This window comes from Stappia sp. 28M-7, assembly GCF_014252955.1.
Classification (GTDB): Bacteria; Pseudomonadota; Alphaproteobacteria; order Rhizobiales; family Stappiaceae; genus Stappia.
In genome coordinates, this window is sequence record NZ_JACMIA010000001.1 from 3,196,745 (window position 1) to 3,217,347 (window position 20,603).

The following is a 20,603-nucleotide window of genomic DNA, read 5'->3' on the forward strand; positions in this document are numbered from 1 at the left end:
TCCGTCGTTCTCCGGACCATGCACCGCTCTTCACGAGCAGGCGCGGAAACCGCAGCGGCAATCCGCCGGCCTTTTTTCAACGTAACACATGACGAACGGGAGGATCCGGCCATGAACCGTCTGCTTGCAAGCCTTGCCTGTGCACTCATCGCCCTTGGCGCGGTCTTGCCCGCGCCCGTTCGGGCGGACGAGGCGAACGCACACGACTTCTCGCTGACAGCAATCGACGGCTCGGCAATGCCGCTCTCCGCCTATCGCGGCAAGACCGTCCTCGTCGTGAACACCGCCTCGCGCTGCAGTTTCACCCAGCAATATGCGCCGCTGCAGGCGCTGTACGAGACCTATCGCGACCGCGGGCTGGTCGTGATCGGCGTCCCCTCCAACGATTTCGGCGGACAGGAGCCGGGCACGGAGGGCGATATCGAGGACTTCACACGCTCCGCCTACCGGGTCGACTTTCCGCTGACCAACAAGACCTCGGTGCGCGGCGAGGCGGCAACGCCCTTCTACAAGTGGGTGACACGCGAAGCCGGACCGCTAGGCGCCCCGCGCTGGAACTTCCAGAAATATCTGATCGGCCCCGACGGCCGGCTGGTGGACTGGTACTCGCCGATGACCGAGCCGGATTCCCCGCGCCTGCGCGCCGCCATCGAGCGCAGCCTCGCCACCCACACCTCGCCCGCCGGCGGATCCTGAACGCCGGGCTCGCCGACGCTCGACATTGCCGACGAAGACGATTGCCGTGACCTCCTTTCCCGCCCCTGCCTTGCAGGTCGTGTGGTTCAAGCGCGACCTCAGAACCCATGACCACGAGCCGCTGGCGCGGGCGGCGGAGCGTGGGCCCGTCCTGCCCCTGTTCGTTGTCGAACCGAACCTGTGGCGGCAAGCGGACATGTCCGCCCGTCACTGGGCTTTCGTCGCCGAAGCCCTGACCGCGCTCAACGCGGATCTCGCCCGCCTCGGCCAGCCGCTGGTCATTCGTCATGGAGAGGTGGTCGAAGTCCTCGCCCGCGTCCATGCCGCGCGGGGCATCGCCGTCCTGTGGTCGCATCAGGAGACGGGCAACGGCTGGACCTTCGCCCGCGACCGGCAAGTCGGCGCCTGGTGCCGGGCGCATGGGGTCCCCTGGCACGAACTGCGCCAGGACGGCGTGACCCGCCGGCTGCGCAGCCGCGACGGCTGGGCGGCAGGATGGGAGCGCGACATGGCCGCGCCGCAGGTCGCGGCTCCCGTCCTCGCCCCGCTCTCGCTTGCCGATACCGGGCACATTCCGGCTGCTGCCGACCTCGGACTTGCGACAGACCTCTGCCCCGGCCGACAGCCTGGCGGCCGACCGGCGGGCCTCGCCTGCCTCGACAGCTTCCTCCACCGCCGGGGCGAGCCGTACCGCGCGGCCATGTCCAGCCCCGTGCTTGCTTTCGACGCCTGCTCGCGCCTCTCACCGCATCTGGCCTGGGGCACCCTGTCGCTGCGCGAGACGCTGCAGGCCTGCCGCACCCGCCAGCGTGCCTTGCGCGATAGCCCCGCATCCGCTCGCGGGTGGCGACAGTCGCTCTCCTCGTTCGACGGCCGCCTGCACTGGCGTTCGCATTTCATGCAGAAGCTTGAGGATGCGCCCTCGCTGGAATTCCGCAACCTGCACCGCGCCTATGACGGTCTGCGCCCGCCCGCGGAAAGCGAGCCCGCCCGCCTTGCGGCCTGGATGCGCGGAGAGACCGGCCTGCCCTTCGTCGATGCCTGCATGCGGGCGCTCACCGCCACCGGCTGGATGAACTTCCGCATGCGCGCGATGCTGATGGCGGTGGCGAGCTACCACCTGTGGCTCGACTGGCGCCGGCCGGGCGAGCATCTCGCCCGCCTGTTCACCGATTACGAGCCGGGCATTCACTGGCCGCAGGTGCAGATGCAGTCCGGCACCACCGGCATCAACACCGTGCGCATCTACAATCCGGTGAAGCAGGGCATCGACCAGGACCCGGATGGCAGCTTCACGCGGGCCTGGGTGCCGGAACTGGCGAAGGTGCCGGACCGGTTCCTTCACGAGCCGTGGAAGTGGGAGGGCGCGGCAGGCCTGCTCGGCAGCCGCTATCCTGCCCCCATCGTCGACCATCTGGCGGCGGCACGCCATGCCCGCGAGGCAGTCTGGGGGCGGCGCGCCGCCACCGGGTTTCGCGATGCCGCCGACCGCATCCAGCAACGTCACGGCAGCCGGCGCAGCGGCCTTTCCGTACCCGCGCGCGGCAAGCGCTCGCCACCCGACACCGGCCAGCTCTCGCTGGCGCTCGACACCGCCGAAGATCGCAAACCATGAAGATGCGCAAGCCTGGCGACCTGCCGAAGAAAGTCTGTGCGACCTGCGGCCGTCCCTTTGCGTGGCGACGCAAATGGCGCCTCGCATGGGACGAAGTCCGCCACTGCTCCCAACGCTGCCGGGAGAACCGCAACCGACCATCAAAACATGAGAATACGGGCTAAGTCATTGCGGATGATAAGAAATTCAAAACAGGTGTTTACGCAGATTAACCAAGCATTGATGGTCATTTGTTAACAGCCGCCATGGCACCTTCGCCGCATTATCGAGGGGCTCGCAATGGTAGCGACACGAACCGACACAGGCGCACGTCTGGCAAATGCTATCCTGTTTCCCGTTGTGGGACTGGTGCTGCTCGCCATTGCGTTTTCGGTAGCGCTGATCGCCTATACGTCCCGGTCCGCCGACATCGCCGCCCTCAACAGCGAACGCTCCCTTCTGCGAGGCAGCACCAACCTCCAGCTGGAGCTGCTGGCCAAGGAACAGGAAGGCGTCGCGGTCTGGGACCAGTCGTTTTTCTACGCCCGGCCCGAAACGTTGAGCATCGACTGGCTCGACAGCAATATCGGCCTGTGGCTCTTCGCCAACTACGGCCACGACCAGACCATCATCATCGATATCGACGGAAACCCGATCTACAATTCCGTCCGTGGCAAGCGCATGCCGGTGGAACAGACCGCGGCGCTGCTCGATGACATCAAGCCGCTGGTGGCCCGGGCGCGGGCCCGCTTCATCGCCAGTTTCGACCGGCTGCCGTCCGGCCTGTTCTACATCGAGCGTCCGCCGAGCGGCTTCACCCGGTCGCTGTACGAAACCGGCCTGGCCTCCTTCGAAGGCGAGCCGGCGATGGTCGCGGCGACGGCGATCAGCCCGGAGCTGAAGCAGTTCCTGTCCAAGCGCCGTGGCCCGGCCGTAGTCGTCAGCCTCAAGAAACTGGATTCCGAGCGGCTGGAAGCCCTCGCCGAACGCTCGGGCATCACCGGCTTGCGTTCGATCACCAATCCGGCCGGCACCCCCGCCAGCATGGAGCTGCGCAACCCGCGCGCCCAGAATATCGGCTATCTCGCCTGGCAGGCGGAGAACCCGGGCTCCTCGATCCTGTCGGGCGTCGGGCCGATCCTGTTCTTCCTTGCCGCGACCATCGCCGGCCTCACCGGCCTGGTGCTGTTCTACACCCGCCAGAACACGCGCCGGCTCGCCGAAAGCGAGGCCCGGGCCCAGCACGCCGCGCTGCATGACAGCCTGACCGGCCTTGCCAACCGCGACTATTTCGCCAGCAGCTTCCGCGAGGAGCTGGCAAGCTGGCATGCCGCCAAGGGCCTGCTTGGCGTGATCTATATCGATCTCGACCACTTCAAGGACATCAACGACACGCTCGGACATGCCGCTGGCGACGAGGTGATCCGCGAGGCGGCCCGCCGGTTGCGCGTACTGGTGCCAGAAGAGGCGACGCTCGCGCGCATCAGCGGCGACGAGTTCGCCCTGCTGCTGCCCGGCTGCGAATCCCGGGAGCTGATCGAACAGGTGCTGAAGCGCATGCAGGATCGCTTCGCCGTGCCGATGTATATCGGCGGCAACCACCTGCATGTCAGCCTGAGCGTCGGTGCCGCCATCGCCCCGGAAGACAGCCTGTCGATGGGCGAGCTGCTGCGCAAGGCGGACATCGCGCTCTATTCGGCCAAGGCGAGCGGCCGCGGCCGCTGGGCCTTCTTCGAGGCCTGCATGGAAGAGCATGTGCGCACCCGCGAGAGCCTTGCGCACGCCTTGCGCGATGCCATCGCCCGCAGCAAGCTCGACGTCGTCTACCAGCCGCAAACCACCATCGACGGCACCAAGGTCCTGTCGGTCGAGGCCCTGCTGCGCTGGACGGATCCGGAAATGGGTGCGATCAGCCCGGCGACCTTCGTGCCGATTGCCGAAGAAACCGGCCTCATCAACGATCTGGGCCTCTATGTGCTGCGCCGTGCCTGCCAGGACGCCGCCGCCTGGCCGCATCTTGGCCTTGCGGTCAATGTCTCGCCGACCCAGTTCCGCCATCCGCGCTTCATCGAGGATCTGCGCGGCACGCTGGAGGCCTGCAATTTCGAGCCGTCGCGGCTGGAGATCGAGGTCACCGAGTCGGTCTTTGCCGACAACGACAACGACATTCTCAAGATCCTCACCCAGGTGCAGGAAATGGGCGTGCGCGTCGCCCTCGACGATTTCGGCGTCGGCTATTCCAGCCTCAGCTACCTGCGCCGCTTCCCCTTCGACACGCTGAAGATCGACCGCTCCTTCATTGCCGACCTGGAAATCGCCCCGCACGCCCATGCGATCCTGTCGACGATCATCGACCTTGGAGAGGCACTGGGCATGAAGGTGGTGGCAGAAGGCATCGAGACCCGACAGCAGGCGATGATCCTGCAGCGGACCAATTGCGACCGCCTGCAGGGCTTCTATCTGTCGCGGCCCATCCCGCCGGCAGCCATCGCCCAGGCGGAGGCCCGCCTGTCGGGCGAGGACCAGCAGAGCGTGCCGCTGAGAGCGTGATCAGGGAGCAATCCGGGTCCGCAGCTGCGCATCCAGCCGCGCAATGGCACGGAACGGCCCGCCGCTCTCGGCCAGCGCAGCATCGATGTCGCAGACATCGCGCCCCACCGTACCGAAACGCCGGGTGACGGCATCGACCACCCAGTGCCTTTGCTGCCGCTTGCGGCGCCCGGCCAGTTCTCCACCGGCCTCCAGCTTTGCCGCATGAGCATCGCACGCCGCGACCGCCTCCGCGATCCCCTGCTCCGCCGTCGCCGAGACGGTCAGTACCGCCGGCAGACCGGCACCCGCCGGGCGGGCCAGCGATAGCGCGCCCTGCACGTCCGCGGCTGCACGCCGCGCCAGCGCGCCCATGTCCGCCTTGGTGACCAGCACCAGGTCGGGCAGTTCCATCACTCCGGCTTTCATGAATTGCAGACTGTCGCCCGAGCCCGGCTGGATGCACAGGGCCAGCGTGTCGGCGACATGGGCAACGTCGGCCTCCGACTGGCCGATGCCGACGGATTCGACGATCACCCGGTCCATCACCGCGCGCATCAGGACGACGGCAGCGATGGCATGGTCGGAAAGCCCGCCGAGCCGGTCGCGCGCCGCCATGGAGCGCACAAAGACGCCCGTGTCTTCCGGATCGGTGGAAAGCCGCGTGCGGTCGCCGAGCAGCGCGCCGCCGGTGATCTGCGAGGAAGGATCGACGGCGATCACGCCGACGCTCTCGCCCCGCGCCCTATAGGCGCGGATCAGGGCGTTGGTCAGCGTCGACTTGCCGACGCCCGGCGGGCCGGTAAGCCCGAGAACGCGGCCGCCCGCCGCCCCTGCCGCCTCATCGAGAAGCTGCAGGAACGCAGGGTCAGCCGCGGCCGTCTCGATGGCCGACAGCGTGCGGGCGAGCGCCGGCTTGCCACCGGCGGCAAGCTCAGCGATGGTCCCCGGCCGCCGGACCGCCATGGCCTCAGGCCGCTTTCTTCGCCTTCAGCGCCGCCTGCGCCGCCGCCAGTCGGGCGATCGGCACGCGGAACGGCGAACAGGACACATAGTCGAGCCCGACGCTCTCGCAGAAGGTGATCGAGGCCGGGTCGCCGCCATGCTCGCCGCAGATGCCGAGCTTGAGGCCCGGGCGGGCCGCCCGGCCGCGCTCGGCGCCGATGCGGATCAGCTCGCCGACGCCTTCCTGGTCGAGCGAGACGAACGGATCGCGCTCGATCACGCCCATGCGCTGGTAGGGGCCGAGGAACGAGGCCGCATCGTCACGCGAGATGCCGAAGGTCGTCTGGGTCAGGTCGTTGGTGCCGAAGGAGAAGAACTCCGCGGTCTCGGCGATCTCGCCGGCGCGCAGGCAGGCCCGCGGCAGCTCGATCATCGTGCCGACCTGATAGTCGATGGTGATGCCCGTTTCCTGCGCCACAGCCTTGGCCATCGCGTCGATGCGTGCGCGCACCATGTCCAGCTCCGCCTTGACGCCGACCAGCGGCACCATGATCTCCGGCGTCACCGGCGCTCCGGTCGTCTTGCCGGCCGCAACGGCGCCCTCGAAGATGGCGCGCGCCTGCATCTCGGCGATCTCGGGATAGGTCACCAGCAGCCGGCATCCGCGATGGCCCAGCATCGGGTTGAACTCGTTGAGATCATGCGCTCGCTGCCGCAGCACCTCGCTGTCGACGCCCATCACCGCTGCGACCTCGGCGATCTCCTCCTCGCTATGCGGCAGGAACTCGTGCAGCGGCGGGTCGAGCAGACGGATCGTCACGGGCAGGCCCTGCATGATCTCGAACAGCTCGGTGAAGTCGCCGCGCTGCATCGGCAGCAGCTTGTCGAGCGCCGCCCGGCGGCCCTGCTCGGTCTCCGACAGGATCATCTCGCGCACCGCGACGATGCGCTCTCCTTCAAAGAACATGTGTTCGGTACGGCACAGGCCGATGCCTTCGGCGCCGAAGCCGCGCGCCGCGCGCGCATCCGCCGGCGTCTCGGCATTGGTGCGAACCGCCATCCGCCGGTGGACGTCGGCCCACTCCATCAGCCGGGCGAACTCGCCGGACATTTCCGGCTGCAGCATCGCCACCTCGCCGACCAGGACCTGGCCGGTGGTGCCGTCGATGGTGATCACGTCGCCCTTGGACAGCTTGCGGCCCGAGACCGTCAGCGTCGCCGTGCGATAGTCGATCCGCAGCGCACCGGCGCCGGAAACGCAGGGCTTGCCCATGCCGCGCGCCACCACGGCCGCGTGGCTGGTCATGCCGCCGCGCGTCGTCAGGATGCCTTCGGCCGCATGCATGCCGTGAATGTCCTCGGGGCTCGTCTCGACGCGCACCAGGATCACCTTGCGGCCCGCAGCCTTCGCCTCTTCCGCCTCGTCGGAGGAGAAGACGATGACGCCGGACGCAGCCCCCGGCGAGGCCGGCAGGCCGGTCGCGATCACGTCGCGCTCCGCCGCAGGGTCGATCATCGGGTGCAGCAGCTGGTCGAGAGCGGCCGGGTCGACACCCATCACCGCTTCCTCGGTGGAGATCAGTCCCTCGTCGGCCATCTCCACGGCGATCTTCAGCGCGGCGCGCGCCGTACGCTTGCCCGAGCGCGTCTGCAGCATCCACAGGCGCCCGCGCTCGATGGTGAACTCGAGATCCTGCATGTCGCGATAGTGGCCTTCCAGCCGGTCGCAGATCTCGGTGAACTGGGCAAAGGCCTCGGGCATCGCCCGCTCCAGCGACAGCGCGTCGGAGCCGGCGGCAATGCGCGCGGCCTCGGTGATGTCCTGCGGCGTGCGGATGCCGGCGACCACGTCCTCGCCCTGCGCGTTGATCAGGAACTCGCCGTAGAGCGCCTTCTCGCCGGTCGACGGATTGCGGGTGAAGGCAACGCCGGTGGCCGAGTCCTCTCCCATGTTGCCGAACACCATCGCCTGCACGTTGACCGCCGTGCCCCAGTCGTTGGGGATATCGTGCAGCCGGCGATAGGTGATGGCGCGCGCGCTTTCCCAGGACAGGAAGACAGCGCCGATGGCGCCCCACAGCTGCTCGTGCGGGTCCTGCGGGAACGGCGTGCCGAGTTCGTCCTCGACCAGGGCCTTGTAGCTGGTGATCACCTGCTGCCAGTCTTCGGCCGTCAGATCTGTGTCGAGGTCGCGGCCGTGCTCGTTCTTGAACTCCTCGAGGATCTCCTCGAAGGCATGGTGATCGAGGCCCATCACCACGTCGGAATACATCTGAATGAAGCGGCGGTAGCTGTCATAGGCGAAGCGCGGATCGCCTGCGGCCTCGGCCAGCGCCGGCACCGTGGCGTCGTTGAGACCGAGGTTGAGCACCGTGTCCATCATGCCCGGCATGGAGACCCGCGCGCCGGAGCGCACCGAAACCAGCAGCGGGTTGGTGGTGTCGCCGAAACGGCGGCCGGTGATACGGCCGACCTCCTCGAGCGCTGCGTCCACCTGGGCGCGCAGCTCGTCCGGATAGGTCTTGTCGTGGCTGTCGAACCAGGTGCAGACCTCGGTGGTGATCGTGAAGCCGGGCGGCACCGGCAGTCCCAGATTGCTCATCTCGGCAAGGTTGGCTCCCTTGCCGCCGAGCAGGTTCCTCATTTCGGCAGTGCCTTCGGCCTTGCCGTCACCGAAACCGAACACCCATTTGGTCATGCCGCCTGCATCCTCTCGCTTCGGGGCTTGCGATCGCGCGCCCCGGAGGCGCCGGACCCTGCGCTTGAGGTCGCGTGCGCCTCCCTCCCCGGATGCCCACCCCCATAAATGATGCAGTGCACGAAACAAAGGTTTTTTGCGCAATCGGCCGGCCGGTTATTGATGCAGGCTATGGTTCGGGCCGTTTTCGCCCCCCGGCAAAGGAGCCCGGGCCCGCGCAGCAGGCCGTTTGACGCCTTACGATTCTCGCAGGTGCCGCATTGCCGCCGGCATTGTGGCGCCCCATATCGCCTGACAGCATGCGAAACTGGCGCCTCGCCGACCGCGCAGCGTGAGCCGGCTTTCCGGCTCCGCCGGTCGCACCTGCTTGCAGGAGAGACATATTGCGGCCATCCTCGCAGGCAAAATCAGGCGGATGACTCGCCGCATTCGCGCCAAAGCAGGGGCATTGAGACAATCCGGATGACAACACGCCGCCTCACCCGAACCGCCCGCCGCGGCAGCCTTGCCTGCAGCGTCGCCCTTCTGGCCTCGCTCGCGGCCCTTTCATCCGCCCCTCCGGCTTTCGCCGAAACCCATGCCCAGGCGACCGATATCGACCCGGATTTCAGCTCGGGCACTCCCGAAGGCCTGCCCATCACGCTGAGCGGCAGCTATCTGTCCGGGCGCCTTGCCGGGCAGAGCAACGATCTCGACAATGCCGCCACCTTTTTCGGCGAGGCGCTTCTGGTCGATCCGGGCAACCCCTTCCTGCTCGACCGCACCTTCGTTCTGAAGCTGGCAAACGGCGACCTTGCCGAAGCGCTGGAACTGGCCGAACGCCTCAAGGGCGAGCAGGCCGACCACTTCCTCGCCGGGCTGATGCTGGCGGTCGAGGAGATGCGTGCCGGCAAGAACGCCAAGGCCGGCGAGTATCTTTCCGACGGCGGCCGCGGCCCGCTGGCCGAGCTTGCGGCAGGGCTCCTGTCCGCCTGGGCGCTGGCCGGCGACGGCAAGACCGACGAGGCCCTGGCGCGGATCTCGCGGCTGAACGGGCCGAGCTGGTACACCGTCTTCGTCGCCTACCATACCGGCCTGATCCAGGACTACGCGGGCCGGAGCAAGGACGCGGAGGCGAACTTCCGCGATGCCTACAGCGCCGACCGGGGCGCCCTGCGCGTCGTCAATGCCTACGCCTTGTCGCTCTATCGCAACGGCGACAAGGAGGCCGCGCTCAAGGTACTGGCCGAGTTCAACGCGATGCTGCCCGACCACCCGGTGCTGGTGGCCACCCGCAAGCGGATCGAGAGCGGCGAGACCATCGAGCGCATCGCCGCAAGCCCGAAGGTGGGCGCAGCCGAGGTGCTCTACGGGCTCGGCGCGGCCATCGGCCGCGACGGCGGCGAGGAGCTCTCCGCGACCTTCCTGCAGCTCGCCCTGCATCTGGACGAGGAGGCCGATGTCGCGGCGATCGCGCTGGCCGGCCTCTTCGACCGCATGGGCCGCTTCAAGCGCTCCATCGAGGTTCTGTCCGGTGTGCCGGAGTCCTCTCCGCTCAAGCGCGATGCCGAGATCCAGGTGGGCATCAACTACAACGCCCTCGACAACCTGGACGAGGCGCGCGCCCACCTCTCGGCCCTGGTGGAGAAGGATCCAAGCGACCTCGATGCCGTGGTCGCGCTCGGTAACGTGCTGAGATCTCACAAGCTTTTCAAGGAGGCCGATGAGGCCTACACCAAGGGCATCGAGACCATTGCCGAGCCGGAAGCCAAGCACTGGACGATCTTCTACTATCGCGGCATCTGCCGCGAACGGCTGAAGACCTGGGGTCCGGCCGAGGCCGACTTCCGCCTGTCGCTGAAGCTGTCGCCCGAGCAGCCGCTGGTGCTCAACTACCTCGGATATTCTCTTGTAGATCAGGGGCTTAAGCTGCCCGAGGCGCTGGACATGATCCGCAAGGCGGTCGAGCTGCGCCCGCGCGACGGCTACATCGTCGACAGCCTCGGTTGGGCCTACTATCGCCTCCACCGCTACGAGGAGGCGGTGACCGAGCTGGAGCGCGCCGTCGAGCTGCGGCCGCAGGATCCGGTGCTCAACGACCATCTGGGCGATGCCTACTGGAAGGTCGGGCGCCGGCTGGAGGCGCGGTTCCAGTGGAACCACGCCCGCGATCTCGGCCCCGAGCCGGAAGAGCTGCCGAAGATTCTCGAGAAGATCGAGAAGGGCCTGCAGGAAGACGGCGAGCCGCCCGCGGCCAAGGCCGAGCCGAAGCAGAACGGCGGCTGACGCCGCCGTGAGCCCTGCCGATCCGGCGGACAGCCCGGCGTCGGGAGAGATGCCCGGCGCGGGGATATCCGTAGGCGGGCCCTGCCCCGCTCCTCTGCTCGCGCGCGCCAAGATCAACTACGCCCTGCACGTCACCGGTCGGCGCGCCGACGGCTATCACCTGTTGCAAAGCCTTGTCGCCTTTGCCGAATTCGGCGACCAACTGTCGGCAGAGCGAGCTGCAGGGACAGACCATGCGCTGACGCTCACAGGCCCCTTCGCCGGCGCTCTCGCCGCCGATACAGGCGGGGATAACCCAGCGGGCGACAATCTCGTCCTACGCGCGCTTGCCGCGCTCGCCCGCGCGTTCGGCACCGCCCTTCCGCCCCTAGCCTTGACCCTCGACAAGCGCCTGCCGGTCGCCTCCGGCATCGGCGGCGGCTCGGCCGATGCGGCTGCGGCGCTGCGGCTCGGCTTCGCCGCGATGACCGGCCGCGCGGCAAGCGAGAGCGAGATGGCGCGGCTCGCGGAGATCGCCGAAACGCTCGGCGCCGACGTGCCGATGTGCCTGACCTCAAAGCCGGCGCTGGTCTCGGGCACCGGGACCGAGGTCACCCCTCTTCCCCGCTTTCCGGGCCATGCGGTGCTGCTGGCAAATCCGGGCTTACCCGTTGCAACGCCTCAGGTTTTCGCCCGGCTGGAGCGCCGGGACAACCCGCCGCTCTCCCCGCTTTCCGACCGCGACCTCGCCTCCTTCGATGCGCTGGTTGCCTGGCTGGAGCAAACGCGGAACGATCTGGAAGCACCGGCGCTCGCGCTGGCACCGCCGATCGCCGATGTGCTTGCCGCGCTGCGCGTCGCACCCGGCACGCGCCTTGCCCGCATGTCCGGATCCGGCGCGACATGCTTCGCGCTGTTCGCGGGGATAGAGGAGGCCGAGCGGGAGGCCCGAAGGCTCGCCGCGCAGCATCCCGGCTGGTGGATCCAGGCTGCGCCCGTCGCGGCGGTCGCCTGAGGCGAAACCGCACGCCTGCCCGTCGCAAATCGGCGCCAACGCGCCGTTTTTCGAAATGTCCCCGGCGCGAGAACGCGACAACACTTGGACAACCCGCGACACTCCGCTATCGCGTGGACCTGTTGTCCTCTCAGCCGGGAATCATCACTGATGAGCGCCTTCGCCCTGACCGTCACCTGCCGCTCGACCCGCGGCATCGTCGCCGCCATCTCCACCTATCTGGCGGAGCATGGTTGCAACATCACCGACAGCGCCCAGTTCGACGACCGCGAGACCGGGAATTTCTTCATGCGCGTCAGCTTCAACAGCGAGACCGGCGCGAGCCTGGACGAGCTGTCGGGCGGCTTCGCGCCCCATGCCGAGACCTTCGGAATGGACTTTTCGTTCCATGACGAGAAGGCGCAAATGAAGGTTTTAATTATGGTTTCCCGGTTCGGGCACTGCCTGAACGACATTTTGTACCGGTGGCGGATCGGCGCGCTGCCCATCGACATCGTCGGCGTGATCTCCAACCACCTCGACTACCAGAAGCTGGTGGTGAACCACGATATCCCCTTCCACTACATAAAGGTGACGAAGGATAACAAGGCGGAGGCCGAGGCGCGCCAGATGGCGATCGTCGAGGAAACCGGCGCGGAACTGGTGGTTCTGGCCCGCTACATGCAGGTGCTGTCGACGCGCATGTGCGAGGAAATGGCCGGGCGGATCATCAACATCCACCACTCTTTCCTCCCCAGCTTCAAGGGCGCCAACCCGTACAAGCAGGCCTTCGCGCGCGGCGTGAAGCTGATCGGCGCGACCTCCCACTACGTCACCAGCGACCTCGACGAGGGGCCGATCATCGAGCAGGACACGGTGCGCGTCACTCATGCCCAGTCGCCCGAGGATTACGTCTCGCTCGGCCGCGACGTGGAGAGCCAGGTGCTCGCCCGCGCCATCCACGCGCATATCCACCGCCGCGTTTTCCTCAACGGAAACAAGACGGTGGTCTTCCCGGCGAGCCCGGGCAGCTACGCGTCGGAGCGGATGGGCTGAGGGGATAACCGGCCCCACGGGGCTGGTGCCGCCACGGGGACAACCCGCCCCGCAAAGGCAAGCGGGGCGGTTGCAAATTTCGAGACGGATTTTGCAAAAACCCGTCTCGAAATCGCTCAAATTCGATAATGGCGTCGCGAAAACTCAGCTGACGCGGGCGATGCAGAATTCGACCGCCTCGGCCAGCGCCTCGCGCTGCTCGCTGGCGGGTAATCCCCGCAGCGCCTCCAGCGCCTCGGCCCCGAACGCACGGGCCCGCTCGATCGTCTCGGCGAGCGCCCCGGTCTCCTGCATGATCGCGATGGCACGGTCAAGATCGCCGTCGCGCACGTCGCGCTCTTCCAGGCAGCGGACCCAGAATTCGCGGTCCTCCGGCTTGCCCCGGCGGATGGCGAGGATAACCGGCAGGGTGATCTTGCCTTCGCGCAGGTCGTCGCCAGTGTCCTTGCCGAGATCGGCGGCCGAGCCACCATAGTCGAGCGCATCGTCGACGAGCTGAAAGGCAAGGCCGAGGGCCATGCCGTAGGAACGGGCGAGCGCGCGGTTGGCGTCGGACGCCTCGGCGATGACCGGACCGACCTCGGCGGCGGCGGCGAACAGGGCCGCCGTCTTCGCCTCGATGACCTGCATGTAGCGCTCTTCGGTAGTCTCCAGGTCCTGCGCCGCACCGAGCTGCATGACCTCGCCCTCGGCGATCACAGCCGAGGCGCTGGCCAGGATCTGCAGCGCCTCGAGCGAGCCGACATCGACCATCATCTTGAAGGCCTGGCCGAGCAGGTAGTCGCCGACCAGCACGCTTGCCTGATTGCCCCACAACTTGCGCGCCGCGAGCTTGCCGCGCCGCATGTCGCTCTCGTCGACGACATCGTCGTGCAGGAGCGTCGCCGTGTGCATGAACTCGACGCTGGCGGCCAGGCCCACATGACCGTCGCCCGCGTAGCCGAACATGTCGGCCATGGCGAGGGTCAGCATCGGCCGCAGCCGCTTGCCGCCCGACGAGATCAGGTGGCGGGCGATCTCCGGGATCAGCTCGACATTCGATCCCGCCTTGGACAGGATGAGCTGGTTGACGGCCTCCATGCCGCCGGCGGTGAGGTCGACCAGGTTCTGGATGCTGGCCGGTTCTGACCGGGTTTCGCGCAAGGGAACCACCACGCCCACGTTGAACAACCTCGTTTCGAGTAAGAGACGGCGGGACAATAGGTCCGGCCCATGCCCACGGCAAGCCGTCTTTCGCGAGACGCACCGTTGACCAAACCGCACAGATGCCGCACAGGCGCATCAGGGAATGTCGCCTCGACCGCCCTGGTCTTGTAAGGTGCCCCACCCGCAAGACCCAATGGACAAGGACTACATGGTTCCTCTGCTCAAGACCAACGATATGGTCCTGATTTCCTATGTCGAGGCGCTTCTGGACGAAGCCGGCATCGGTCATCTCGTGCTGGATGGCAACATGAGCATCCTGGAAGGCTCGCTCGGCATCATCCCTCGCCGGGTGATGGTGATCGAGGAGGACCTCGGCGCGGCCATTCGTCTCATGCGCCGGATGGAGCTCGCACACGAGCTCGATGCCGACACGCTGGCCCGCCACCAAAAGGCCGACGGGAGCCCTCAGCCGTGAGCGGCGACGTGCAGGACGCGGCCGACATCGAAGGCGCTGCAGCAGAACCGGGACCCGTGGCGCAGGCGCTGCAGGAGAGCGCCGCGGTCACCAAGGACGCCTTTCTCGGCGGGCTGGTGCAGGTGCTGCAGCCGGCGCGCGGCGCCCACCGCGCCGGGCTGGACGCGGTTTATCTGGCGGCCGCCGTGCCCGCCGGAACGCGCGGGCGCGTGGTCGATCTCGGCTCGGGCGTCGGCACCGCCGGCTTCTGCCTCGCCGCACGCCTGCCCGAGGTGGAAGTGCTGCTGGTCGACCGCGACCGGGCGGCGCTGGATCTGGCGGAGCGGGCGCTTGCCGTGCCCGAGAATGCCGGTTTCGCCTCGCGCGTCTCCATCGTCGAGGCGGACATCACCGCCCGCGGGCGCGAACGCCATGCCGCCGGCCTGACGCCGGGCCTTGCCGACCACGCCATCGTCAACCCGCCCTACTATGCCGACGGGCGCTTTCGCGCCTCGCCCGCCGCGCCGCGCGCCGGGGCGCATGTGCTGGACACGCGCGGGCTGGAGCCCTGGGTGCGGGTCGCCACCGACATCGTGCGCGAGGGCGGCACGCTGACCATGATCTTCCGCGCCGACGGGCTGGGCGAGATCCTGCAGCTGCTGCCCGGCCGCTTCGGCGCCATCGACGTCATTCCGCTGCGCCCGCGCCCTGAGGCCGCGGCAACGCGCATCCTGGTGCGCAGCGTGCGGGCGAGCCGGGCGCCGATGCGCCTGCTGCCGGGCTTCGTGCTGCACGAGGGCGCCGGCTCCGATTTCACCCCCGAGGCACGCGCGATCATGCGCGACGGTGCCGGCCTGCCGCCGCCCCCGCCGCGCTGAGACGCGGCGCAGGCGGCATTTCGGAATGCAGGAGTGCACGATTTTGGGGAACCAGGACCGCGCGCCCAAAAACATGATTGTTTTACTCATGTTTTATACCTACCCTCCTCGCAACCTATGATGGAGGGGTTTCATGGAATGGCGTCTGTCCCAAACGGCACAGGGCAACATCAAGTCGCTGTTGCTGATTTCGTGCCTCGGCGTGATGTCCTATCTCATTTTTGCTTTGGGAGAATACCCGCCATTTGTAGCCATCAGTATATTTGCATCCTCATATCTGACATGCAGATGGATCGGACTGTGCAGAATTTACATAAAATATGAAAACTACAAATTTTATTCCTCCTTATTTTGGATAATATTTTCAATATACGCCTTTCACAAATTTGATAGTGACGAGTATCCGCTGCTGAATTTTCTGTTTTTTTTCTTTGGCATTGGCCTGCACGGGCCGCTCTCTCTCGAGCTCGCCCTGGGTTTCTATAGGCGCCGCAGGTAGCCGCACGGCATAGGATGCCCGTGCGGCGGGGCATAGCACTCCGCCACGCCCCGCGCAGTGGACCGCAGGCAGGACCGATCCGTCAGTGGATCGGGAACTCCGCGTCGAGAATGCGCCAGTCGCTCGGCCCGATCAGGTCGCGATGGGAGATGCGCACCGAATGCAGCCTGCCCTCGATGTCGCGCTCCCAGAACTGCAGGAAGCGGCTGAGCTCGGGGAAGGTCGGAGCCTTGTCGAGCGTCTGCCACAGGAAGGTCTGCAGCAGCCGCGGATGGTCGGGCATGTGGTAGAGGATATGGGCCGTGAGCAGGCCGTAGCCCTCAAGCTGGCGGGAAAAATCCGATGATCTCATGATCCGAACCTTTCGAAGTCCCTCACCCAGCGTCAAGTGTCCGGACTTCATGGTTAACGACGGGTTAACCCGTCGTTTGCGGCCGCCTTGTCCCTAAGGACACCTGACAAGCCCCGCCTGCCCGCACTATGTTGCAGGGAAAGAGCCCGGCGCCTTTGGACGGCTGCGCGGGCGAGCCGAGCAACAGGAGCCCAGATGACCGCGCAGCCTCTCCCGGACACGATCGATGCGACGAGCGCCCTGCTGGACGGCCAGGGCTATGTGGGGGACCGCTCGCTGGCCACTGTGCTGCTGCTGGCGCTGAAGCTGAAGCGGCCGCTCTTCCTGGAAGGCGAGGCCGGCGTCGGCAAGACCGAGATCGCCAAGGTGCTGTCGCAGGCGCTGGGGCGCGAGCTGATCCGCCTGCAATGCTACGAAGGGCTGGACGTTTCCACCGCCGTCTACGAATGGAACTACGCCGCGCAGATGGTCGAGATCCGCGTGTCGGAAGCGGCCGGCGACACCGACCACAGCGAATTGTCGAAGTCGGTCTTCGCCGAGCGCTTCCTGATCAAGCGCCCCGTGCTGCAGGCGCTGGAGCCCTCGCTCTCCGGTCCGCCGGTGTTCCTGATCGACGAGCTGGACCGGGCCGACGAGGCGTTCGAGGCATTCCTGCTGGAAGTGCTGTCGGACAACCAGGTGACGATCCCCGAACTAGGCACGATCCGCGCCGAGGAGCCGCCCATCGTCATCATCACCACCAACCGCACCCGCGAAATCCACGACGCCCTGAAGCGCCGCTGCCTGTATCACTGGGTCGACTATCCGGACGCGGAGCGCGAACTGGAGATCGTCCGCCGCAAGGTGCCGGGCGCCGGCGACCGGCTGTCGCGCGAACTCGTCGCCTTCGTGCAGGCGCTGCGCACGGACGAGGACCTGTTCAAGCAGCCGGGCGTTGCCGAGACGCTGGACTGGGCGACCGCGCTGACCGAGCTGGACCAGATCGCGCTGGACCCGGACATGGTGTCCGACACGCTGGGCGTCCTGCTGAAATACCAGGACGACATCGAGCGCGTGCGCGGCTCGCGCGCCCGCAAGATCATCGAGGAGATCCAGCGCGACCACGACCGCACGGGAAGCGGAGCGGCCTGAGCCGATGACGGACGAGCTCGCGACGCTGCAGGAGCAGGCCGGCGGACGCATCGCCGACAACATCGTGCATTTCGCGCGGACCCTGCGCCGTGCCGGACTGCCGGTCGGACCGGCCAGCGTGGTCGATGCGGTGCGCGCGGTCGAGGTCGCCGGCATCCGCAACCGAGAGGACCTGTACTGGACGCTGCATGCGGTCTTCGTGCGCAAGCGCGAGCAGCGCGCCGTCTTCGACGAGGCCTTCCGCATCTACTGGCGCTCGCGCGGGCTGATCGAGAAGCTGCTGTCGATCCTTTCGCCGGTGGCGCCCGCGCGCGGCGAGCCGGACAAGCCCAAGGCAGGCCAGACCCGCGTTGCACAGGCCTTCCAGGCGACGCGCGAACGCCAGCAGCACGAGCGCGAGGAAGTGGTGGTGGACGCCCGCTTCACCGTGTCGGGCCGCGAGCTGCTGCAGCGCAAGGACTTCGCCCAGATGAACGCGGAGGAGATCCGCCGGGCCAAGGCGGCGCTCCGGCGAATGGTGCTGCCGATGGAGAAGGTGCGCCTGCGCCGGCTGGTCAGCGCAACGCGCGGGCGCATCGACCCGCGGCGCACCTTGCGCGCCTCGCTGCGCACCGGCGGCGACATGATCGAGCTGCGCCACCGGCGCCACGACCTGAAGCGCCCGCCCGTCGTCGCGCTCTGCGACATTTCCGGCTCGATGAGCCAGTACACCCGCATCCTGCTGCATTTCATGCATGCGCTGACCGAGGAGCGGCGCAACGTCCACACCTTCCTGTTCGGCACAAGGCTGACCAATGTCACAAGGCAGCTGCGGATGAAGGACCCGGACGAGGCGCTCCTCGCCTGCACCCAAGGGGTGGAGGACTGGTCCGGCGGCACGCGCATCGCCACAGCGCTCGCCGCCTTCAACCGGCAATGGTCGCGCCGGGTGCTGTCGGGCGGCCCCATCGTGCTGCTGGTCACCGACGGTCTGGAGCGCGACACCGACGAGGATCTGGAGCGCGAGATCGACCGGCTGCACCGCTCGTGCCGGCGGCTGATCTGGCTGAACCCCCTGCTGCGCTTCGAAGGGTTCGAGGCGCGCGCAAGGGGCGTGCGGGCGATGCTGCCGCATGTCGACGAGTTCCGCGCCGTGCACTCACTGGAGGCGGTCGCCGACCTTTGCACCGCGCTCAGCGGCGAGCGCGACCGCGGCGGCCAGCTGACCGACCCGCGCGCCTGGCTGCGCCGGGCAGAAGCGCATGCGGCACAGGACGCGGCGCGCCTCGCCGCGAGCTGACGGTCACCCGAAGACCCGCTACCCGAAAATCAGGCGCCAGACGAGCGGCACCAAGAGCGCCGTCGCTATGGCATTGAGCCCCATCGCAAGGCCGGAAAAGGCGCCGGCGGTCTCGTTGACCAGCAGCGCGCGCGAGGTGCCGATGCCGTGGGCGGCAGTGCCGATGGCAAAGCCGCGCGCCCGCCAGTCGCGAATGCGCGCCAGATCCAGCACCAGCGGCCCGAGCGCCGCGCCCAAGATGCCGGTAAGGATCACCAGCACGGCGGTGAGCGAGGGCAGCCCGCCGAGCGGCTCGGCAATGCCCATGGCCACCGGCGCGGTGGCGGATTTCGGCGCGAGCGAGGCCAGCGTCTGGCGCGAGGCGCCGAGCAGCCAGGCGACGGCGAGCGCAGAGAGCGCGGCGGTGAGCGAGCCGGCCAGCAGGCTGACGCCGATGGCCAGCGCCGAGCGGCGCACCCGCGCGAACTGGCGGTAGAGCGGGATGGCGAGCGCCACCGTCGCCGGCCCGAGCAGGAAGTGCACGAACTTCGCCCCGTCGAAATAGACCGGGTAGGCGGTGCCGGAGACAAGCAGAACGGCGCCGATCAGCAGCACCGCCACCAGAACCGGATTGACCAGGGGGTGAAAGCCGGCCCGCCGGTAGAGGAAGAAGCCGAGCTGATAGGCGGCAAGGGTGAGCGTCAGGGCGGCGAGCGGGCTCGCCGACAGATAGACCCAGATCTGCGACAGCGGCTCGCTCATTGCGCGCCTCCCTCGGGACCGGAGGGGCTTTCCGCCTCCTGCCGCGCCAGCCGGCTCATGACGAGGCCGGTGACCAGCACGGTCAGCAGGGTGGAGACGATGAGCGCGGCGGTGATCGCCAGCCCCTCGCGCCCGATCAGGCCAAGATGCACGACGACGCCGACGCCGGCCGGCACGAAGAGCAGCGCCAGGTTCTTGAGCAGGGCATCGCCCACCCGGCCGAGATCCTCCCCCACCCCGCCGCGAACGAGCAGCAGCAGGAACAGCAGGATCATGCCGAGCACCGGGCCCGGCACCGGCAAGCCGCTGGCGGTGACCACGAGTTCGCCGGCGAGCTGGCAGCACAGTATCAGTGTCAGGGCCCCGATCATTCGCATGCTCCCCCGTCTTGCACCCTTGCCTTGCGGCACTGCGCCCACAGTGCAAGGGCGAACGGCCGCCGGCAAGGGCACCCGCCGCAGGATGGGTGGGCGTGCATTTTCCTCTGTCGCAGCGGAACCGAAAGACTCTGCCGAGAGTTACACGAACGTGAACAGTAGAGAACAAGGCGATCGGCAGGACGACTTGAAATCGCCAAGATCGTCGCCATTTTCTGCTGCAGGACTGCGAAGGAGCCGCGCGTAAACAGCGCCGAGTGACCGATGATGCGACTGACCGAGCCTCACGACCCCGCCACGCCGCGCCGCAGCCGGATGCTGCTGCCCGCGCTGATCGTCTTCGTGCTGGGCACGGCAACGCTGATGGTGCTGGGCGCCGGTCTTGCCGATGTCAGCCGCAAGGATGCGGCGCTGGCCCAGCCGATGGAAACCGCCGCCCCCGCCCGTTTCGGCTGAGGACAACGGCTCAGTTGACCGCGATGACCGGCGTGTTGACGCCGACCCGGCGGAACAGGTCCGCAATGTCGCGATTGTGCATGCGGATGCAGCCATAGGACACCGACCGGCCGATGGAACCGGGCCGGTTGGTGCCGTGAATGGCATATTCGCCCCCGGCGAGCGTCATCGCCGCAACCCCCATCGGATTGTTCGGAGACCCGCCCGCGATCACCTTCGGCAGGTGCGGCAGGTCGCGCTTCACCTCGGCCGGCGGCGACCAGGCCGGGCGCACATGCATGCCGGTGATGTAGGTGCGGCCCGCCCAGGCCTTGCCGCGCTTGCCCACGGCAACCGTGTAGCGCAGGGCCGTGCCGCCGCGCTGCACCAGGTAGAGTCGCTTCTCGCTGTTGCGGATGACGATGGTGCCCGGCGCAATGCGCGTGTCGGAAAAGGCGACAAGCTCGGGTGCGGCGAGTGCCGAATGGCTCCACAGCGCGACCCCGATTGCCACATAGATCGCAACGATACCCCAGACGACCCTGCCCATCGCAC

Annotated in this window: 19 protein-coding genes; 12 read left to right on the forward strand and 7 right to left on the reverse strand. The window is 67.7% G+C overall.

Going from position 1 to position 20,603, the window contains the following annotated elements:
- Window positions 1–111: 111 nt before the first annotated feature.
- The 4 genes from H7H34_RS14305 to H7H34_RS14320 all read left to right on the forward strand — a co-directional run bounded on the left by H7H34_RS14305 (window position 112) and on the right by H7H34_RS14320 (window position 4,840).
- Window positions 112–696: a glutathione peroxidase gene (locus H7H34_RS14305; RefSeq protein ID WP_185925570.1), complete on the forward strand. Its 585-nt coding sequence runs from the start codon at window positions 112–114 to the stop codon at window positions 694–696.
- 46 nt (window positions 697–742) lie between these two features.
- On the forward strand, window positions 743–2,311 hold the full coding sequence (locus H7H34_RS14310) for an FAD-binding domain-containing protein (RefSeq protein ID WP_209006229.1): 1,569 nt from the start codon (window positions 743–745) through the stop codon (window positions 2,309–2,311).
- A gap of 2 nt (window positions 2,312–2,313) precedes the next feature.
- Window positions 2,314–2,475 carry a DUF2256 domain-containing protein gene (locus tag H7H34_RS14315; RefSeq protein ID WP_120268303.1) on the forward strand — a complete coding sequence of 54 codons (162 nt, stop codon included), beginning with the start codon at window positions 2,314–2,316 and terminating at the stop codon, window positions 2,473–2,475.
- A 115-nt stretch (window positions 2,476–2,590) separates the two neighbouring features.
- Entirely contained in the window at window positions 2,591–4,840 is a 2,250-nt protein-coding gene (locus H7H34_RS14320; RefSeq protein ID WP_120267352.1) for a bifunctional diguanylate cyclase/phosphodiesterase, read from the forward strand.
- On the opposite strand, the gene H7H34_RS14325 is transcribed toward H7H34_RS14320, so the two are convergent.
- Window positions 4,841–5,785: an ArgK/MeaB family GTPase gene (locus H7H34_RS14325; RefSeq protein WP_185925572.1), complete on the reverse strand. Its 945-nt coding sequence runs from the start codon at window positions 5,783–5,785 to the stop codon at window positions 4,841–4,843. It abuts the gene before it with no gap.
- A gap of 4 nt (window positions 5,786–5,789) precedes the next feature.
- Window positions 5,790–8,462, reverse strand: a complete 2,673-nt coding sequence (gene ppdK / locus H7H34_RS14330; protein ID WP_185925573.1) for a pyruvate, phosphate dikinase — start codon at window positions 8,460–8,462, stop codon at window positions 5,790–5,792.
- 462 nt (window positions 8,463–8,924) lie between these two features.
- Here ppdK and H7H34_RS14335 point away from each other — a divergent pair, with 462 nt between their 5' ends.
- The 3 genes from H7H34_RS14335 to purU all read left to right on the forward strand — a co-directional run bounded on the left by H7H34_RS14335 (window position 8,925) and on the right by purU (window position 12,756).
- Entirely contained in the window at window positions 8,925–10,727 is a 1,803-nt protein-coding gene (locus tag H7H34_RS14335) for a tetratricopeptide repeat protein (protein WP_185925574.1), read from the forward strand.
- 49 nt (window positions 10,728–10,776) lie between these two features.
- Window positions 10,777–11,721: a 4-(cytidine 5'-diphospho)-2-C-methyl-D-erythritol kinase gene (locus H7H34_RS14340; protein WP_185926549.1), complete on the forward strand. Its 945-nt coding sequence runs from the start codon at window positions 10,777–10,779 to the stop codon at window positions 11,719–11,721.
- Between the two features lie 150 nt (window positions 11,722–11,871).
- Window positions 11,872–12,756, forward strand: coding sequence for a formyltetrahydrofolate deformylase (purU, locus tag H7H34_RS14345; protein WP_067216792.1), 885 nt, complete (start codon window positions 11,872–11,874; stop codon window positions 12,754–12,756).
- A gap of 144 nt (window positions 12,757–12,900) precedes the next feature.
- Here the strand turns inward: purU and H7H34_RS14350 are convergent, their stop codons facing one another.
- On the reverse strand, window positions 12,901–13,917 hold the full coding sequence (locus H7H34_RS14350; protein ID WP_185926550.1) for a polyprenyl synthetase family protein: 1,017 nt from the start codon (window positions 13,915–13,917) through the stop codon (window positions 12,901–12,903).
- A gap of 193 nt (window positions 13,918–14,110) precedes the next feature.
- Between H7H34_RS14350 and H7H34_RS14355 the strand changes: the two genes are divergently transcribed.
- Both H7H34_RS14355 and H7H34_RS14360 read left to right on the forward strand, forming a co-directional pair.
- Window positions 14,111–14,377, forward strand: a complete 267-nt coding sequence (locus tag H7H34_RS14355) for a putative signal transducing protein (protein ID WP_120268301.1) — start codon at window positions 14,111–14,113, stop codon at window positions 14,375–14,377.
- Entirely contained in the window at window positions 14,374–15,234 is an 861-nt protein-coding gene (locus H7H34_RS14360) for a tRNA1(Val) (adenine(37)-N6)-methyltransferase (protein WP_208996609.1), read from the forward strand. The genes H7H34_RS14355 and H7H34_RS14360 overlap by 4 nt, the downstream gene beginning before the upstream one ends.
- A gap of 581 nt (window positions 15,235–15,815) precedes the next feature.
- On the opposite strand, the gene H7H34_RS14365 is transcribed toward H7H34_RS14360, so the two are convergent.
- Window positions 15,816–16,085, reverse strand: coding sequence for an usg protein (locus H7H34_RS14365; protein WP_120267346.1), 270 nt, complete (start codon window positions 16,083–16,085; stop codon window positions 15,816–15,818).
- A 195-nt stretch (window positions 16,086–16,280) separates the two neighbouring features.
- On the opposite strand from H7H34_RS14365, the gene H7H34_RS14370 reads away from it, so the two are divergent.
- Together H7H34_RS14370 and H7H34_RS14375 are read left to right on the forward strand one after the other, a co-directional pair.
- Entirely contained in the window at window positions 16,281–17,216 is a 936-nt protein-coding gene (locus H7H34_RS14370; protein WP_120267345.1) for an AAA family ATPase, read from the forward strand.
- A 4-nt stretch (window positions 17,217–17,220) separates the two neighbouring features.
- On the forward strand, window positions 17,221–18,495 hold the full coding sequence (locus H7H34_RS14375; protein WP_185925575.1) for a vWA domain-containing protein: 1,275 nt from the start codon (window positions 17,221–17,223) through the stop codon (window positions 18,493–18,495).
- Window positions 18,496–18,513: 18 nt separating this feature from the next.
- Here H7H34_RS14375 and H7H34_RS14380 read toward each other — a convergent pair whose 3' ends face one another.
- The gene (locus tag H7H34_RS14380; protein WP_185925576.1) at window positions 18,514–19,236 is read right to left on the reverse strand and encodes an LrgB family protein; all 723 of its coding nucleotides are present in this window, start codon (window positions 19,234–19,236) and stop codon (window positions 18,514–18,516) included.
- Entirely contained in the window at window positions 19,233–19,607 is a 375-nt protein-coding gene (locus H7H34_RS14385) for a CidA/LrgA family protein (RefSeq protein WP_185925577.1), read from the reverse strand. The genes H7H34_RS14380 and H7H34_RS14385 overlap by 4 nt, the downstream gene beginning before the upstream one ends.
- A 270-nt stretch (window positions 19,608–19,877) precedes the next feature.
- Here H7H34_RS14385 and H7H34_RS14390 point away from each other — a divergent pair, with 270 nt between their 5' ends.
- Complete coding sequence (locus H7H34_RS14390) at window positions 19,878–20,069, forward strand: hypothetical protein (protein ID WP_120267341.1); 192 nt, start codon at window positions 19,878–19,880, stop codon at window positions 20,067–20,069.
- Window positions 20,070–20,079: 10 nt separating this feature from the next.
- Here the strand turns inward: H7H34_RS14390 and H7H34_RS14395 are convergent, their stop codons facing one another.
- The gene (locus tag H7H34_RS14395; protein WP_120267340.1) at window positions 20,080–20,598 is read right to left on the reverse strand and encodes a L,D-transpeptidase; all 519 of its coding nucleotides are present in this window, start codon (window positions 20,596–20,598) and stop codon (window positions 20,080–20,082) included.
- Window positions 20,599–20,603: the final 5 nt, after the last annotated feature.

Coding starts and splice junctions, on each gene's coding strand:
- H7H34_RS14305 (WP_185925570.1), top strand. CDS start 112: ATGAACCGTCTGCTTGCAAGCCTTGCCTGTGCACTCATCGCCCTTGGC.
- H7H34_RS14315 (WP_120268303.1), top strand. CDS start 2,314: ATGCGCAAGCCTGGCGACCTGCCGAAGAAAGTCTGTGCGACCTGCGGC.
- H7H34_RS14320 (WP_120267352.1), top strand. CDS start 2,591: ATGGTAGCGACACGAACCGACACAGGCGCACGTCTGGCAAATGCTATC.
- H7H34_RS14325 (WP_185925572.1), bottom strand. CDS start 5,785: ATGGCGGTCCGGCGGCCGGGGACCATCGCTGAGCTTGCCGCCGGTGGC.
- ppdK (WP_185925573.1), bottom strand. CDS start 8,462: ATGACCAAATGGGTGTTCGGTTTCGGTGACGGCAAGGCCGAAGGCACT.
- H7H34_RS14335 (WP_185925574.1), top strand. CDS start 8,925: ATGACAACACGCCGCCTCACCCGAACCGCCCGCCGCGGCAGCCTTGCC.
- H7H34_RS14340 (WP_185926549.1), top strand. CDS start 10,777: ATGCCCGGCGCGGGGATATCCGTAGGCGGGCCCTGCCCCGCTCCTCTG.
- purU (WP_067216792.1), top strand. CDS start 11,872: ATGAGCGCCTTCGCCCTGACCGTCACCTGCCGCTCGACCCGCGGCATC.
- H7H34_RS14355 (WP_120268301.1), top strand. CDS start 14,111: ATGGTTCCTCTGCTCAAGACCAACGATATGGTCCTGATTTCCTATGTC.
- H7H34_RS14365 (WP_120267346.1), bottom strand. CDS start 16,085: ATGAGATCATCGGATTTTTCCCGCCAGCTTGAGGGCTACGGCCTGCTC.
- H7H34_RS14370 (WP_120267345.1), top strand. CDS start 16,281: ATGACCGCGCAGCCTCTCCCGGACACGATCGATGCGACGAGCGCCCTG.
- H7H34_RS14375 (WP_185925575.1), top strand. CDS start 17,221: ATGACGGACGAGCTCGCGACGCTGCAGGAGCAGGCCGGCGGACGCATC.
- H7H34_RS14380 (WP_185925576.1), bottom strand. CDS start 19,236: ATGAGCGAGCCGCTGTCGCAGATCTGGGTCTATCTGTCGGCGAGCCCG.
- H7H34_RS14385 (WP_185925577.1), bottom strand. CDS start 19,607: ATGATCGGGGCCCTGACACTGATACTGTGCTGCCAGCTCGCCGGCGAA.
- H7H34_RS14390 (WP_120267341.1), top strand. CDS start 19,878: ATGATGCGACTGACCGAGCCTCACGACCCCGCCACGCCGCGCCGCAGC.
- H7H34_RS14395 (WP_120267340.1), bottom strand. CDS start 20,598: ATGGGCAGGGTCGTCTGGGGTATCGTTGCGATCTATGTGGCAATCGGG.